Below are 14,520 nucleotides of genomic sequence, written 5' to 3'. Positions count from 1 at the left end.
GGCCCCGCCGGAATCGGCGGGGCCTTCTTGCTGCAGGGGGAAACGAGTGGATCAGCCGGCGATCTGTGCGATCAGCGGGGCGTTGGCGTTGAGCAGGTCCTGGTACTGACCGGCGACACCGTACTGCTCGGCAAGGGCGCGGCCCGCGGCGGTCGCCTGGTCGACGGCGGCGCGCACCTCGCTGGGGGCCTCGGCGGGCAGCTCGACCGGCAGCTCGACGGCAGGCTCTTCGATCGGGGCCGGGATGGGCTCGGGCTCGGCGGCCTGGAGGTACTTGCCGCAGTGCGGCCACGCGCCGACACCCTGGGTGGCGAGCACGTTCTCCGCGACGCGGATCTGCTCTTCCTTGCTCGCGGTGTGGGCCGAGCCCTGTCCGCCGTTGGCAGCCCAGGTGCTCTGCGAGAACTGCAGGCCACCGTAGTAACCGTTGCCGGTGTTGATGCCCCAGTTGCCGCCGCTCTCGCACTGGGCGACGCCGTCCCAGTTGTGGGCGGCGGCGGAGGCGGTGCCGGTGGCGAGGCTGAACGGAACGGCAACCAGGGCGCCGGTGACGGCGGCGACGCCGAGGGCACGGGTGCGGAATTTCCGGGTTTCAGTCATGGGGGAGACGCTAACCAAGAATTGCGCGCCGATCACATCTTGATAACGGACCCATTGTGTGATTGGAACAGTTGTCTTTTCGAGGTTTATGCGGTGTATCCGGCGGGAATGCATAAGTGCCGAGCGGTTTGTAATCGCATCGTTATGTGCCCGAGATCACGGCGAAATAGTGATCCCGGTCACCGATTCGGATGTGCGGTACCGATTCGGTCCGATTCTGGTGACGGTCATCACAATTGAAGGCTCTGTCGACGATCCCATGTCCGTGAAGATCCCTGCGCAACCGCGAAAAACCCTGCCTGACCTCACGATTTGGCATCTGCGCTAACCCGTGTGTAATGTTGTATTCACCGACGCGGGGTGGAGCAGCTCGGTAGCTCGCTGGGCTCATAACCCAGAGGTCGCAGGTTCAAATCCTGTCCCCGCTACAAACGAAGACGGTCCTGACCACAAGGTCAGGACCGTCTTCTTTTTTTGCCCAGGCGCTGTACGGCTGAATCTCGCGACCCTGTTGACCGTCACCGTTCCCGCAGTTCACCCACGGTGACATGTACAAGGACGCAGCCGACACCGTGTTCCCCAGGGATTCCCCGGCATAGGTTCGAGACGGCCTCGATGGCCGCGTGGGGTCGACCGCCCCACGCTCCGGCTGATGCTCCTGGGGAGGGACCACATGTCGCGGCCCGGTAGTTTGCGAACCTGCGCGATCACCGCGCTCGCCGTCGCGGCGGCGCTCACGGCAGCCCCGGCCTGGGCAGGGCCGTCGCTGGTCGACGACGTCCTGCCCGCCCCCGCGCTGCCCGCGGCATCCACACAACTGGTCAAGGACCTGCCCGCCGACGTCGCCGCCCTGTGGCAAGCCACCCGCGCCACCCCGACCGGCGACCCCCTGTTCGACGCCTGGCCCGCCGACCTCGCGGACCGGCGCCCGGGGGAGATCATCGAACAGCGCGATGTGACGGCCACGGCGGCGCCGTTCGCGGTCGTGCCGATCCAGCAGGCCGTGCTGCTGAAGTTCCGCACGACCGACTCGCGCGGCGCACCGTCCTTCGCGACCGCGACCCTGCTCATTCCCACAGCCGCGCCCCCGTCCGGGAGGACCAGACAGGTGGTGGTCAACGCACTGCCGATCAACTCGCTCGGCGCGTCCTGCACGCCGGGATACGGGCTCGCCCACGGTGCCCACCCGAAATTCAACATGGGCGACCTCTTCCCACCGACGATGGCCTGGGCGCTGAACCGGGGCCATGCGGTGCTCGTGCCCGATCACGAGGGACCGTTGATGGCATATGCGGAGCCGACGGTCGCCGGGCACGCGGTGCTCGACGCGATCCGCGCGGTGCGTGCGGTGCGCCCCGAGGTATTCGGCGACAGCCGGTTCGCCGTCGGCGGATACTCCGGCGGCGCGATCGCCGCCTACGGCGCCGCCGTGCTGCAACCCGAATACGCACCCGAACTCGGCGACGCGCTCGCCGGCGTCGCCATGGGCGGGCTGATCAGCGACTATCCCGCCATCGCCGCCCGCTTCAACGGCAGCTTCGCCTCCGGAATCCTGATGGCCGCGGGCTTCGCCGTCGCCCGCGAACACCCCGCCCTGCTCGCCCAGCTGAACCATCTCGGTCAGTGGGTGGCGACCTCGCCGATCCGCGACCTCTGCGGCGACAGCAACGGCCCGCTCGGTCTGCTCGGCCTGCCGGTTGACGTCGGGATGTCGCCACCGAACCCGCTCGCCTCCGACGCGATCCGGGAGATCTTCACACGCACCGACCTGAGCGGCCGCACCGCCGACGCGCCGCTGTACATCTATCACGGCCAATTCGATTTCGGCGTACCACCGGAACAGGGCCTCGCCGTCGCCAGGCGGCACTGCGCCGGCGATACGCAAGTGGTCTTCCGGTCGTTGCCCACCGAACACAGCCTCGGGATGATGGCGGGCTGGCCCGGTGCGATGGAGTGGATGGATGCCCGTCTGACCGGGACACCGGCGCCGCGGGAGTGCCCCTGACCGTGGCCATGCGGCAAAAGCCGACGGCGCCGCCCCTGGTGGGAGTCGGCGCCGTCGGCGGTAGGGCGGGTGGTCAGGCGTCGAGGTCGCTGGCCACCAGTTCCGCGATCTTGTCGAGCGTCGGCTGATCGTCGGAGCTGATGACGACCTCCGCGCCCTGACCCGCGCCGAGGGTCATGATCATCAGCGCCGACCCGGCATCGACCGGATCACCGCCCGTGAGCGCGATGGTGACGGGCACACCCGCCGCGCCCACCGCCTCCGCGATCAGGGCGGCGGGGCGCGCGTGCAGGCCGACCGAGGAGCCGACGGTGACGGTGGTGCTTGGCATGGGTTTCTCCTTGTTGTGCGAGGTGACGTTGTACGAGGGCTTACGCGGTGGCCAGAGCGGGTGACTTCTTGCCGGTGAACTCCTTGGCGAGGGTGACGCAGGCGGCGCCGACGACCGTGCCCGCCAGCACCGACACGATGAACCACAGCACGTGACCGATGGCGAAGAACACGAAGATCCCGCCGTGTGGTGCGCTCAAGGTGACCTCGGTGGCCATGACCATGCCGCCGGTCACCGCGCCGCCGACCATCATCGACGGCAGCACCCGCAGCGGGTCGGCCGCGGCGAACGGGATAGCGCCCTCGGAGATGAACGAGGCGCCGAGCAGCCAGGCCGCCTTGCCGTTCTCCCGCTCGGCCTCGGTGTAGAGCCGGGGCCGCAGCGTGGTCGACAGCGCCATCGCGAGCGGCGGAACCATGCCCGCCGCCATCACCGCGGCCATGATCCGCAAGGTGGTGTTGTCGGTGACCGACAGGCCCGCGGCGGCGAACGAGTAGGCCGCCTTGTTCACCGGCCCGCCGAGGTCGAAGCACATCATCACGCCGAGGATCACCCCGAGCGCGATCGCCGAACTACCCGAAAGACCGCCGAGCCAGTCGGTGAGCGCGTCGGTGACCGCCGCCAACGGCTTGCCGAGCAGCACGAACATCAGCACACCGACGATCAGCGACGCCAGCAGCGGAATCACCACCACGGGCATCAGTCCGCGCGCCCACGTCGGGACGGGCAGTTTGCTCACCCACAGCGCCGCGAAACCACCGATCAGCCCGCCGACGAGGCCGCCGAGGAAGCCCGCGCCGACGACGAGGGCGATCGCACCCGCCGTGAAACCCGGCGCCAGACCCGGCCGGTCGGCGATGGCGAAGGCGATGTACCCGGCCAGCGCCGGAACGAGGAAGCCGAACGCGAGCACACCGATCTGGTTGAGCACGGCCGCGAAATAGGTGGCCAGACCGCCGTCGGGCAGGTCGGTGAGCGAATTGTTCAGCACGATGTCTTTGGCGCTGTCGGAGATCTCGTAACCGCCGAGCAGGAAACTCAACGCGATCAGCAGACCGCCCGCCGCGACGAACGGGATCATGTAGCTCACGCCGGTCAGCAGGATCTGCCGCAGCCGCGTACCCCACCCGATGCCCTTGGCCGCCGGCTCACCCGTCGTGGGTGCTGCCCCGCCGACCGTGGCGGCGCCAGGGGTTCGTGCGGCCGCGACCGCCTCGGCGATCATGGTGTCCGGTTCGTTGATGGCTCGCTTCACGCCGGATTCGACGACCGGTTTCCCCGCGAACCGGCTCCGATCCTTCACTCCCACATCGGTGGCGAAGATGACCGCGTCGGCGCCGGTGATGGTTCCCGGATCGAGTTTGTCCCCACCGCTGGATCCCTGCGTCTCCACCGCGAGGTCGACGCCTGCCCGCTCTGCGGCGGCGGCGAGGGAATCGGCGGCCATATAGGTGTGGGCGATGCCGGTCGGGCAGGCCGTGACCGCCACGATCTTCGTCGGTGTTCCTGCGTCGACAGTCTCACTCGCGTCGCCTCGACTAGTCGTGCCGTCGGCACCCGCCGCAGCAGCGGCTGCCGCCGCTCCACCGGTCGCCGCTGCTCCACCGGTCGCCGCCTTGTTCAGGTCAGTCGCGTCAGCAGGGGTACCCGCGTCACCGCTCGATTCCGCATGACCGGCGGCATCGGTTGAGTCAGCAGCATCTTCACCGGATGCGGAAGTCCCTCCCGTATCGGTCGCGCCCGCGCCGAACGTTGAGGCAGTGGCCACACCCGCACCGACAGCATCGGTCGTGTCGGCTGCCGTTGATGCCGCACCAGTGGCACTGGTCGCGCCCGCTGCCGAAACGCCCACACCCGTGGCCGCGGGAGCGCCGGACGTGGGCGGGGGATTGATCACCCCGTCGACCAACGCGACAACCTCGGCGGGCGTGGCGGCCGAGCGAAGGTCGTTGACGAAGGCAGGGCGGACCAGCGCCCGGGCCAGGGACGACAGCAGCTTCATGTGGTCCGCACCCGCGCCTTCGGGGGCGGCGATGAGGAACACCAGGTCGGCCGGTCCGTCGGGTGCGCCGAAGTCGACGCCGGGCGAGAGACGGGCGAAGGCGAGCGAGGGGGCGGTGACGGCAGCGGCCCGGCAGTGCGGGATGGCGATGCCGCCGGGTAATCCGGTCGCCGATTGGGCCTCCCGGTTCAGCGCGGCCTCGCTGACGGCGCCGGCGTCGGTGGCACGGCCATGCGCGGCCAGCGTGCCTGCCAGTGCGGTGATGACCGATTGCTTGTCGGCGCCGAAGTCGGCGTCGAGCGTGACCAGGTCTTGGGTGATGATCGAATCGGCCATCGTCGTGTCTTTCCGGTGTCGGGTGGAGCGGGATCGAACGGGAGGTCAGCTGGTCGCGGTGTCGCCCAGTGCCTTCGGCAGCGCGTCCGGGAGCGGGTGGGCCATGACGGCTTCGAGCAGGATGTCGGCGGGGCCCGGCAGTTCCGTACCGGGCAGCGCCGTGGCGGCGCTGCCGTAGGCGACGGCGGCGCGCAGCCGATCGGCCGGGTCGAGGCCCGCCAGATCGGCGAGCAGGTACCCGGCCAGTGCGGAATCGCCCGCACCGACCGTGCTGCGCGCGACGATCGGCGGCGCACCGGCGAACCAGGCGCCCTCGGCGGTGACCAGCACCGCTCCCGCCGCACCGAGGGTGGCGAGCACGGCACCGACGCCGTGCTCGATCAGTGACGTGGCGGCCTGCGCGGCGGCCGTGGGATTCTCGAGATCGACAGCGTCGAGCCCCGTGAGCTGGGCCAGTTCCTCGCTGTTCGGTTTGATGAGATCCGGTGCGGCAGAGCCTGGTTCGTCGAACAGGGCGAGCAAGGGTGCCTCGGAGGTGTCGACCGCGATCCTGGCCGAGCCGGTGGCCGACAGCTCACCCACGAGCCGCGCGTACCAATCCACGGGCACACCGGGCGGCAACGAACCGGAAAGCACGACCCACGAAGCGCCCGCGGCAGCTTCTGCCAGTGCGCCGGCGAGTGCGTCGAGTTCCGGTGCTCGCAGCGGATGCCCTGGTTCGTTGATTTTCGTTGTGGTGCCGTCGATTTCGGCGATCGTGAGATTGGTCCGTGGGGCGCCACCGGTCGGCACGGCACGGAACGCCATGCCCGCGCCGCGCAATCCGCTCACCACCGGGTCGTCCTCGGTGCCCGGCAGTACGGCGAGCGCGGAAACCCCGCCCGAGGTGAGCACGCGTGCCACATTGACGCCCTTGCCGCCGGGCTGGGAGGTGACGTTCGCCGCGCGGTGCACCTGCCCTCGGCGCAGCGGTTCGGTGAGTGTCACCGTCCGGTCGACACTCGGGTTCGCGGTCAGTGTGACGATCATGCGAGCACCACTTCGATTCCCTCGGCGATCAGTTTGTCGTGTGCGGCGGACGGAATGTCGGTGTCGGTGACCAGCACGTCGATATCGGCGGTGGTACCGAAGCTCACGAAGTCCTCGCGCCCGATCTTGGAGGCGTCGGCGACGACGACCACGCGGTCGGCGGCCGCGATCATGGCCCGTTTCACGGCGGCCTCCTCCGGGTCGGGGGTGGACAGCCCGTGCCGAACGGTGAGCGCGTTGGTGCCGACGAACGCGACGTCGACGCGCAATTCGCCGAGTACACGCAGGGTTTCGGCCCCGACGGCGGCCTGGGTGACACCACGCACGCGCCCACCGAGCAGATGCGTCCGCACCCCGGCGTACCCGGTGAGGCGCGTGGCGACGGGCAGCGAGTTGGTGACGGCGACCAGATCCAGATCGACCGGAAGGGCGGCCGCCACCCGCGAGGTCGTCGTGCCCGCGTCGAACAGCACGCTGCCACCGGACGCGGGCAGGTAGCGCTGGGCGAGTTCGGCGATGCGGTCCTTCTCGGCGGCGCGGGTGCTGTCGCGTTCGACGGTGCCCAGCTCGATGGTGGTGAGCGCGCCCGCCCCAACCGCTCCGCCGTGCACTCGCCGGATCAGCCCGAGCCGGTCGAGTACGGCCAGGTCGCGGCGGACGGTTTCGGTGGTCACCCCGTATTTGTCGGCGAGTTCGGCGACGGAGACGCGACCGTGCTGCCCGACGAGGGTCGCGATGGCCTGCTGCCGTTCCTCGGCGTACATGGTTCCTCCGGTTCGTGAATGTGTACTCATGTTGTTTTATGCCCGCTTGTGTGGCTTTGTCAACGACTTTTGGTGAGCCGAGTCACAATCGTTGCCGACGGGCATGACGAGGCCGCGGCAGCCGGGGCGAGAGAGACATCCGCATAACGCGGGCAGAACAGGAGGCGGCCGCACAGTCGGGGCCGGGATGGGGCCGCGCGATGGGGCCTGCGCACGGCTGTGCGCTCTAGCGGCGCGTGAGCCGGAAGGACCGAGCGTCGAACGCTCGGATCAAAAGGGGAGGGTCAGTCGAAGCCGAGGTCGCTGGTGAGCGGATCGCGTAACGCGCCTTCGGCGGCGCGTAGTCGATCGGTGACGGAGGTGAGCAGATCCATCGAATCCTGGGACAGGCCGAGGGCGAGCCGGGTCAGGTGGCGCACGCGGTCGCAGTTGATGCGTTCGGCCAGTGCTACATCCGGATCGGCGGGAGCGGCCGAGTGTTCGACGACGGTCACGACAGGGGCACTCACAATCTCGGAACGCGCTGCTGGGGGTAGGTGCTGCCTACGTTGGAGTATGACGCACCTTACATGGCCCCGGCGGCGCGCGAGGGCGGGTCGCGTGCGAAAGTTCAGCGATGAGTCAGTTCGCCGACTATCAGAACGAGATCTATCTCACCGCGCTCGGGGGCGTTCTGCCCGAATTCCCCATGGACTACGCCACTCTCGAGCGTAAAGCCACCGCCGCTCTGCCCGATACGCTGCTGCATTACATCGCCGGGGGTGCCGGTGACGAGCTCACCCAGCGCCGCAATGCCGAAGCCTTCGCCGACTGGGGGCTGCTGCCGCGCATGCTGGTCGGCGCGACCGAACGCGACCTCACCGTCAGCGCGTTCGGGCACAACTTCGCCAGTCCGCTGTTCCTGGCGCCGGTCGGCGTGATCGGTCTGGTCGGTGAACAGGGGCACGGTGACATCGCGATCGCCAAGGCTTCGGCGGAAACCGGTGTGCCCGCGATGTATTCGACGCTGATGGAAGACCCCCTGGAAGAGGTGCGCCCGCACGCGGGTGACACCCCGTCGTTCTTTCAGCTCTACACCCCCAAGAACCGTGAACTCGCGGAAAGCCTCGTGCACCGCGCCGAAGCCGCGGGTTACGCGGGCATCACCGTCACCCTCGACACCTGGGTGCCCGGCTGGCGCCCCCGCGACCTGTCGAGCGGCAACTTCCCGCAGCTGCGTGGCCATGTGCTGAAGAACTACACCAGCGACCCGGTGTTCCAGGCGATGGTCGGTTCCGACGACCCGAAGATGATTGTGCTGCACTGGGTTTCGACCTTCGGTCACTCGCTGACCTGGGACGACCTGACCTGGCTGCGCTCGCTCACCGACCTGCCGCTGATCCTCAAGGGCATCTCGCATCCCGACGACGCGCGCCGGGCCATCGACCTCGGCGCCGACGGCATCTACTGCTCCAATCACGGTGGGCGCCAGGCCAACGGCGGGCTGAGCGCGCTGGAAACCCTGCCCGAGGTCGCCGCCGCGTGTGACGGCCGGGTGCCGGTGCTGTTCGACTCCGGCGTGCGTTCGGGAGCCGACGTGGTGAAGGCGCTCGGACTCGGTGCGACGATGGTCGGTATCGGCAGGCCCTACGTCTACGCGCTGGCCTTGGGCGGGGTACGCGGTCTGGTGCATCTGCTGCGGGCCTACGCCGCCGAGGCCGACCTGCTGCTGGCAGTCAACGGCTACCCCGATGTGGCCGCCGTGCGCGCCAACATCCGCCCGAGCATCCACGGCAACGCCACCCGCGGCTGAGGTCCTCGGCCCCCAGAATCCGCTCCCGGGGCGGGTTTTGGGGGCCGGTCCACGGCCTCGGCCGGAACTTGTCGGTGGGGTGCGGCATCATCAGGGGCACACCACGCTCTAGCACGCACCAACCTCCCGGAGTCCACGATGTCCTCGCCGAGCACCAAGTCCGCATCCCGTCGATCAGCTCCTCCGGTCCTGTCCGAGGCCGAGCTCGCGCGCATCGCAGGCGAGCTGGCCGAGGGCAAACCTCCGATGGTGTGGTTCACCTCTGCGGCCGTCGGCATCGAGGAGGGCAAGTCCGGCAAGATCGTCGCGCTCGGTGACCCGGCCGACGGCGACTTCCTGCAGGTGCGCCCGACCGGTTCCAAAGACGTGCTCTCGTTCGGCCCGAGCGAGGTGACGCTGACCAAGCCGGCCCGCGGGACTACCGTTGCGCCCGGCGGCGCCAAGCCCGCCACGCACCACGTTCCCGAGCCGAGCAACCGAAAGGACACCCCCGTGACCCAGCCCTCGTCTCCGCCGAGTGCCGCGCCGAAGCCCGCCGCGCCGCGTTCGCTCGCGCCCGTGCCCGACGAGGCCGCCGCCGCCGCGAAACCGGCGGCGCCGCGTCCGGCCAAGGCCACGGCGGCGCGCAAGCCCAAGGCGCCCGAGGTCACCGTCACGCTCACCGGCACCGCCGACGGCGAATGGACCGTCGACGTCGTGAACGGCAAGAAGCGCAGCGTCAAGGGGCTCGCGGTGAACAGCGGCGCGGTCGCCCAGGCGGCCAAGATCCTGCACCCGGAGGTCGAGGAAGTGGTCGCCGGAATCCTGGAAGCCGCGCGGGAGGTGCAGCAGGCCAAGGTGGCTCAGCTGCAGGCCGAACTGGAGGCGGCCAAAAGGCTGCTCGCCGAACTAGGGGACTGACACCTCACACCGCCGTACTCGTCGGGTCGGCGGCGCGGCGCAGCGCCCGCCGGAAGCCCGGCCGGTGCATGTCGTCGTGAAAAGTCAGGCCGAGGCGGTGTTCCTTGGCGTGATACATGGCCGCGTCGGCCTCGCGGATCAGGTCGTAGACGGTGGTGTCGCTGGGCCGGGTGCGCACGCACGCCACCCCGATACTGGCGGTGATGGGGATTTCCCCGCAGCTCAGCTCGAAGGGCCGCACGAACGCGCCGAGCAGATGTTCGGCGAGAACTGCCGCCTCGGCGCGGGTGCGTGGAGACAGGACGACGAATTCGTCGCCTCCGTAGCGTGCCGTCACATCGGTGCGCCGCGCCGTGCGACGGATGCGGGACGCGGCCCGCGCGATCAGCTCGTCGCCGATCGCGTGGCCGTAACTGTCGTTGACCATCTTGAAGCCGTCGAGGTCGATGAACAACAGGCACAACGGCTTTCCCGCCCACTGCGTGCGCAGCCGCTGCGGTGCGCGCAGCAGTGCGGCCCGGTTGAGCAGTCCGGTGAGCACATCGTGGTCGGCCCGGTACTGGGCGCGGCGCTCGCTGAACTGACTGCGGGCGATGGCGCGTTCGCTGCGCACGAGCACCCCGACCAGCAGCGAGGTGAGCAGCAGGCAGATCACCATCCGGTCGCCCATGCCGAGGTCGGTGCCGACCACGCTCATCAGCGAGGCGCCGACCAGCGCCACCGCGATCACGCCCGCCCGCCTGCGCGACCGGTGCGGATGGGCTTCGGCGCCGTCGCGGCTCACGTCCATCGTCGGGTGCAGCGCGGCCAGCCCCGCCAGCAGATAGGCCAGCTGGTGCGGCACCAGACCGAATGGATTCTGAGTCGCGAGAAAGCCTGCCGCCGAAAGGCTTTCGACCACTCCGGAGACCAGCACCGCGAGCAGTGCCACATGCAGCAGCCGCAAGGCGATATCCGACCGGGCGACGGTGACGAGCGAATGCGCCAGCGCCGTGAGCAGCAGCGCGTCGATCACCGGGTAGCTCACGGCGATCACCGCGTCGAGACCGGTGTTGTGGCGCAGAATCGGCGAGATCAGGAACGTCCACGACGTCAGGAGCGCGCTGATCCCGATGAGGGTCGAGTCGAGCCAGGAGTCGCACGCACCGGCGAGCCTGCGCGGCTGCAACCAGCCGACAGCCGCCAGCGCGAGGCACACGTAGGCGGCCAGGGTGCTCAGATCGTCGGCCGGGTGCCAGGTGGTGTGCGTGTCCAGTTCACGGATCGTGGTGCCCGCGGCGAAAAGGGGGATGGACGTGGCGAGCAGACACCACGGCAACCGGTTGGCGGGCCGGAACCGGCGCAGGCCGACGCCGATCATCGTCAGACTGCCCGCGGCCACGATCAGGAGCAGCAGGAACGACAGGGGCCGCCCGCCGAGCAGTGGTGCGATCGCGATGACACCCACCGCGCCGAGCGAAGGCGTCCACCAGCGCGTACTACCCCGATGTGCTGTGCCGACCTTCATCAGATCCCCCTCGATCCGCCGCGGCGCGCCGATGAAACGTGGAGCCGGGAATTCGGTTCGGGGTGTCGGCCGAGGAGCACCGAGTGTCGTTGTCCGAGTGGAATTCCCGGCCGGCGGGCGCGCCGACGCTGAAAAACCTTTACAACTGAGTCGATCATGACACGTCCCGCGCCGTCGCGATGGGGATTCGGCTGCCGCATGGGTAGACGGTGTTTGATGGTCTGCAGGGGTGGTGATCGGGGGGCGGTGAGAAGGGAGTGTGGGTGGACAGGTGGATCGCGCCGGGCCGGGTCAACATCATCGGCGAGCACACCGACTACAACGACGGTTTCGTGCTGCCGATCGCGTTGTCGCTCGGGGTGGTGTGTGCGGCCGGGGCCCGTACGGACGGCCGGGTGCGGGTGGGGTCGGCGCAGCGGCCGGGTGAGGACGTCGAACTGGCCCTCGACGATCTTGCCGGGCAACGGGATCAGCTGCCCGGCTGGGCGCGTTATCCGCTCGGTGTGGTGGGCGAGTTCGTCGCGGGTGGGCGCCCGATCACCGGGGTCGATCTCCAACTCGACGGCACGGTGCCGATCGGTGCGGGCCTGTCGAGTTCGGCGGCGTTGTGTTGCGCGGTGACCATAGCCCTGCGTGACCTGTTCGCGCCCGGCCTCGACGACCGGGCGATGGTGCGGATCGCGCGGGCGGCCGAGAACGGTTTCGCCGGTGTGCCGACCGGCATCCTCGACCAGTCCGCCGCCATCCTGTGTACCGAGGGCCACGCCCTGTTCCTCGATGTGCGTGCCTACCTGAACGGCGAAGCCGGTGCGGTGGAACAGATCCCGTTCGACCTGCGGGCCGCGGGGCTGGCGCTCATCGTCGCCGACACCGGTCACCCACACGACCTGGCCGACGGCGGCTACGCCGAGCGCCGCAACGAATGCGCGGCCGCCGCCGCCGTCCTCGGCGTCCACGCGCTGCGTGACGCCACCGAGCTGAACATGGCCCGGCTGCACGATCCGGTGCTGCGCCGCAGGGCGACCCACGTCGTCACCGAGAACGATCGCGTCCTCGACGTGGTCTCGCGGTTGCGTTCCGGCGCCGACCCGCGTGCCATCGGTCCGCTGCTCACCGCCTCCCACCGGTCACTGCGCGACGACTTCGAGGTCTCGACACCGGCGCTCGACCTCGCCGTCGACGCGGCGCTCGACGCGGGCGCCTACGGTGCGCGGATGGTCGGCGGCGGTTTCGGCGGCAGCGTGCTCGCCCTGGTCGAACGCGCCGATGCCGACCGGATCGGTGCCGCGATCGGTCGGCGCTTCGCGGCGGCGGGCCTGGCCGCGCCACGGGTGATCACGGCCGAACCGGGGGCGGGCGCCCGCAAACTGGATTGAACGGTTGCCCAATTGTTCACCCGTTTCGGGTGTGACGCGGGGCACAATCACGCACAGTGGTACCAACCGAAAACAGTTCGGCGGGCGTCGCAGCCCGCGCCGTGTGAACGACGCTCTACGCCGCCCGGTTCCCACTCCAGGAGGGATCCACTGTGCCGCTTGCTCATTCGCCCTCGGTCGTGCTCGATGCCTCGTCGTCGCTGCGGTTGGACGCGGCTCCGGTCGATTACGCGCTTGTCGCCCTGTATTTCGTCTTCGTCCTCGGTATCGGCCTGATCGCGCGCAGCCGGGTGTCCTCCAGCGTCGACTTCTTCCTGTCCGGCCGGTCGCTACCCGCCTGGGTGACAGGCCTCGCCTTCATCTCCGCCAACCTGGGCGCCGTGGAGATCATGGGCATGTCGGCCAACGGTGCCCAGTACGGCTTCCCCACGTTCAACTACTTCTGGATCGGCGCCGTGCCCGCCATGCTGTTCCTCGGCGTGGTGATGATGCCGTTCTACTACGGCTCGAAGGTGCGCTCGGTACCGGAGTTCATGCGCAGGCGCTTCGGCACCGGCGCGCACCTGGTGAACGCGCTGAGTTTCGCCGTGGCGCAGGTGCTGATCGCCGGGGTGAACCTCTACCTGCTCGGCACCATCCTGAACGTGCTGCTCGGCTGGCCGCTGTGGATCTCGGTGGCGGTCGCCGCGGTGATCGTGCTGTCGTATGTCACCCTCGGTGGGCTGTCGGCCGCGATCTACAACGAGGTGCTGCAGTTCTTCGTCATCGTCGCCGCGCTGCTGCCGCTCACCCTCGTCGGGCTGCATCGGGTCGGTGGTTGGGACGGGTTGCAGGACAAGGTGAGTGCGTCACCGGGCGGCGCCGACCAGCTGCACACCTGGCCGGGCAACGCGATGAGCGGCTTCACCGACAATTTCGCCTCGATCATGGGCATCGTGTTCGGTCTCGGCTTCGTGCTGTCGTTCGGCTACTGGACAACCAATTTCGTGGAGGTCCAGCGGGCCCTCGCCACACATTCGATCGCGGCCGCACAGCGCACGCCGATCATCGGCGCCTACCCGAAGATGTTCATCCCGCTGATCGTGGTGATCCCCGGCATGATCAGCGCGGTCCTCGTCCCGCAGATGATCGAGTACAAGCAGCAGGTCGCCGCGAACCCGGACTTCGAGGGCGATGTCACCTACAACCAGGCGCTGCTGTTCCTGATGAAAGAGGTACTGCCCAACGGGTTGCTCGGGGTGGGGCTGGCCGGTCTGCTCGCGGCGTTCATGGCGGGCATGGCGGCCAATATCTCCGCGTTCAACACCGTGTTCAGCTTCGACCTGTGGCAGCAGTACGTGTGCAAGGACCGGTCCGACGGCTACTACCTGCGGGTCGGCAGGCTGGCCACGGTCGGTGCGACGGTGGCGGCGATCTTCACCGCGTTCATCGCGGGCGGGTTCAGCAACATGATGGACTACCTGCAGACGCTGTTCAGTTTCTTCAACGCGCCGCTGTTCGCCACCTTCATCCTCGGCATGCTGTGGAAGCGGATGACGGCGGCAGCGGGCTGGATCGGCCTGGTTAGTGGCACGCTGGCCGCCATCGTGGTGTTCGTGCTCAACGAGACGGGGGTGACTTCGCTGTCGGGGCAGGGCGCCAGTTTCGTCGCCGCGGGTGTGGCCTTCGTCGTCGATATCGTCGTCAGCGTGGCGGTGACGATGGTGACCCGGCCGAAGCCGGCCGCCGAGCTGGTGGGCCTGGTGTATTCGGAGACCCCCAAGGCGCTGCGCACCGACGCCGACGCCGACTCGCTGCCCTGGTATCAGCGCCCGGTCCTGCTCGCCGGGATCGCGCTCGTGCTGGTGGTCGCGCTCAATATCGTCATCGGATAAGGAG

At 69.1% G+C, this 14,520-nt stretch carries 12 protein-coding genes and 1 tRNA gene; 6 read left to right on the top strand and 7 right to left on the bottom strand.

The features are described from left to right. Positions 1 to 51: 51 nt before the first annotated feature. Positions 52 to 600: a transglycosylase family protein gene (locus NCO8_RS06550; protein WP_067491595.1), complete on the bottom strand. Its 549-nt coding sequence runs from the start codon at positions 598 to 600 to the stop codon at positions 52 to 54. 354 nt (positions 601 to 954) lie between these two features. Here NCO8_RS06550 and NCO8_RS06545 point away from each other — a divergent pair. Both NCO8_RS06545 and NCO8_RS06540 read left to right on the top strand, forming a co-directional pair. After that, positions 955 to 1,028 (top strand) — tRNA-Met (locus NCO8_RS06545). A gap of 245 nt (positions 1,029 to 1,273) precedes the next feature. Further along, positions 1,274 to 2,605, top strand: coding sequence for a lipase family protein (locus NCO8_RS06540; RefSeq protein ID WP_067637286.1), 1,332 nt, complete (start codon positions 1,274 to 1,276; stop codon positions 2,603 to 2,605). A 73-nt stretch (positions 2,606 to 2,678) separates the two neighbouring features. Here the strand turns inward: NCO8_RS06540 and NCO8_RS06535 are convergent, their stop codons facing one another. From NCO8_RS06535 to NCO8_RS06515, 5 genes are all read right to left on the bottom strand, one after another. Next, on the bottom strand, positions 2,679 to 2,936 hold the full coding sequence (locus NCO8_RS06535) for an HPr family phosphocarrier protein (RefSeq protein WP_067491599.1): 258 nt from the start codon (positions 2,934 to 2,936) through the stop codon (positions 2,679 to 2,681). A 40-nt stretch (positions 2,937 to 2,976) separates the two neighbouring features. Continuing rightward, entirely contained in the window at positions 2,977 to 5,274 is a 2,298-nt protein-coding gene (locus tag NCO8_RS06530) for a PTS fructose transporter subunit IIABC (RefSeq protein ID WP_067637284.1), read from the bottom strand. Positions 5,275 to 5,319: 45 nt separating this feature from the next. Then, the gene (locus tag NCO8_RS06525; protein WP_067637282.1) at positions 5,320 to 6,303 is read right to left on the bottom strand and encodes a 1-phosphofructokinase family hexose kinase; all 984 of its coding nucleotides are present in this window, start codon (positions 6,301 to 6,303) and stop codon (positions 5,320 to 5,322) included. Further along, complete coding sequence (locus NCO8_RS06520) at positions 6,300 to 7,067, bottom strand: DeoR/GlpR family DNA-binding transcription regulator (protein WP_067491605.1); 768 nt, start codon at positions 7,065 to 7,067, stop codon at positions 6,300 to 6,302. The genes NCO8_RS06525 and NCO8_RS06520 overlap by 4 nt, the downstream gene beginning before the upstream one ends. Before the next feature lie 284 nt (positions 7,068 to 7,351). After that, positions 7,352 to 7,561, bottom strand: coding sequence for a hypothetical protein (locus NCO8_RS06515; protein WP_067637281.1), 210 nt, complete (start codon positions 7,559 to 7,561; stop codon positions 7,352 to 7,354). Positions 7,562 to 7,683: 122 nt separating this feature from the next. Here NCO8_RS06515 and NCO8_RS06510 point away from each other — a divergent pair, with 122 nt between their 5' ends. Both NCO8_RS06510 and NCO8_RS06505 read left to right on the top strand, forming a co-directional pair. Further along, complete coding sequence (locus NCO8_RS06510; RefSeq protein ID WP_067637279.1) at positions 7,684 to 8,859, top strand: alpha-hydroxy-acid oxidizing protein; 1,176 nt, start codon at positions 7,684 to 7,686, stop codon at positions 8,857 to 8,859. Positions 8,860 to 8,997: 138 nt separating this feature from the next. Then, positions 8,998 to 9,759 carry a DUF6319 family protein gene (locus NCO8_RS06505; RefSeq protein ID WP_067637277.1) on the top strand — a complete coding sequence of 254 codons (762 nt, stop codon included), beginning with the start codon at positions 8,998 to 9,000 and terminating at the stop codon, positions 9,757 to 9,759. Between the two features lie 4 nt (positions 9,760 to 9,763). Here NCO8_RS06505 and NCO8_RS06500 read toward each other — a convergent pair whose 3' ends face one another. Beyond that, positions 9,764 to 11,266, bottom strand: coding sequence for a GGDEF domain-containing protein (locus NCO8_RS06500; protein WP_067637275.1), 1,503 nt, complete (start codon positions 11,264 to 11,266; stop codon positions 9,764 to 9,766). Between the two features lie 263 nt (positions 11,267 to 11,529). Here NCO8_RS06500 and galK point away from each other — a divergent pair, with 263 nt between their 5' ends. Together galK and NCO8_RS06490 are read left to right on the top strand one after the other, a co-directional pair. Then, entirely contained in the window at positions 11,530 to 12,642 is a 1,113-nt protein-coding gene (gene galK / locus NCO8_RS06495; RefSeq protein WP_084456713.1) for a galactokinase, read from the top strand. 152 nt (positions 12,643 to 12,794) lie between these two features. After that, complete coding sequence (locus NCO8_RS06490; RefSeq protein ID WP_084456673.1) at positions 12,795 to 14,516, top strand: sodium:solute symporter family protein; 1,722 nt, start codon at positions 12,795 to 12,797, stop codon at positions 14,514 to 14,516. The last annotated feature ends 4 nt before the right edge of the window (positions 14,517 to 14,520 follow it).

It is taken from the genome of Nocardia coubleae NBRC 108252 (assembly GCF_001612805.1).
Classification (GTDB): domain Bacteria; phylum Actinomycetota; class Actinomycetes; order Mycobacteriales; family Mycobacteriaceae; genus Nocardia; species Nocardia coubleae.
This window is presented reverse-complemented; position numbering and strand designations above follow the sequence as displayed.

Coding starts and splice junctions, on each gene's coding strand:
- NCO8_RS06505 (WP_067637277.1), top strand. CDS start 8,998: ATGTCCTCGCCGAGCACCAAGTCCGCATCCCGTCGATCAGCTCCTCCG.
- NCO8_RS06520 (WP_067491605.1), bottom strand. CDS start 7,067: ATGTACGCCGAGGAACGGCAGCAGGCCATCGCGACCCTCGTCGGGCAG.
- NCO8_RS06510 (WP_067637279.1), top strand. CDS start 7,684: ATGAGTCAGTTCGCCGACTATCAGAACGAGATCTATCTCACCGCGCTC.
- NCO8_RS06530 (WP_067637284.1), bottom strand. CDS start 5,274: ATGGCCGATTCGATCATCACCCAAGACCTGGTCACGCTCGACGCCGAC.
- NCO8_RS06540 (WP_067637286.1), top strand. CDS start 1,274: ATGTCGCGGCCCGGTAGTTTGCGAACCTGCGCGATCACCGCGCTCGCC.
- NCO8_RS06550 (WP_067491595.1), bottom strand. CDS start 600: ATGACTGAAACCCGGAAATTCCGCACCCGTGCCCTCGGCGTCGCCGCC.
- NCO8_RS06535 (WP_067491599.1), bottom strand. CDS start 2,936: ATGCCAAGCACCACCGTCACCGTCGGCTCCTCGGTCGGCCTGCACGCG.
- NCO8_RS06525 (WP_067637282.1), bottom strand. CDS start 6,303: ATGATCGTCACACTGACCGCGAACCCGAGTGTCGACCGGACGGTGACA.
- NCO8_RS06500 (WP_067637275.1), bottom strand. CDS start 11,266: ATGAAGGTCGGCACAGCACATCGGGGTAGTACGCGCTGGTGGACGCCT.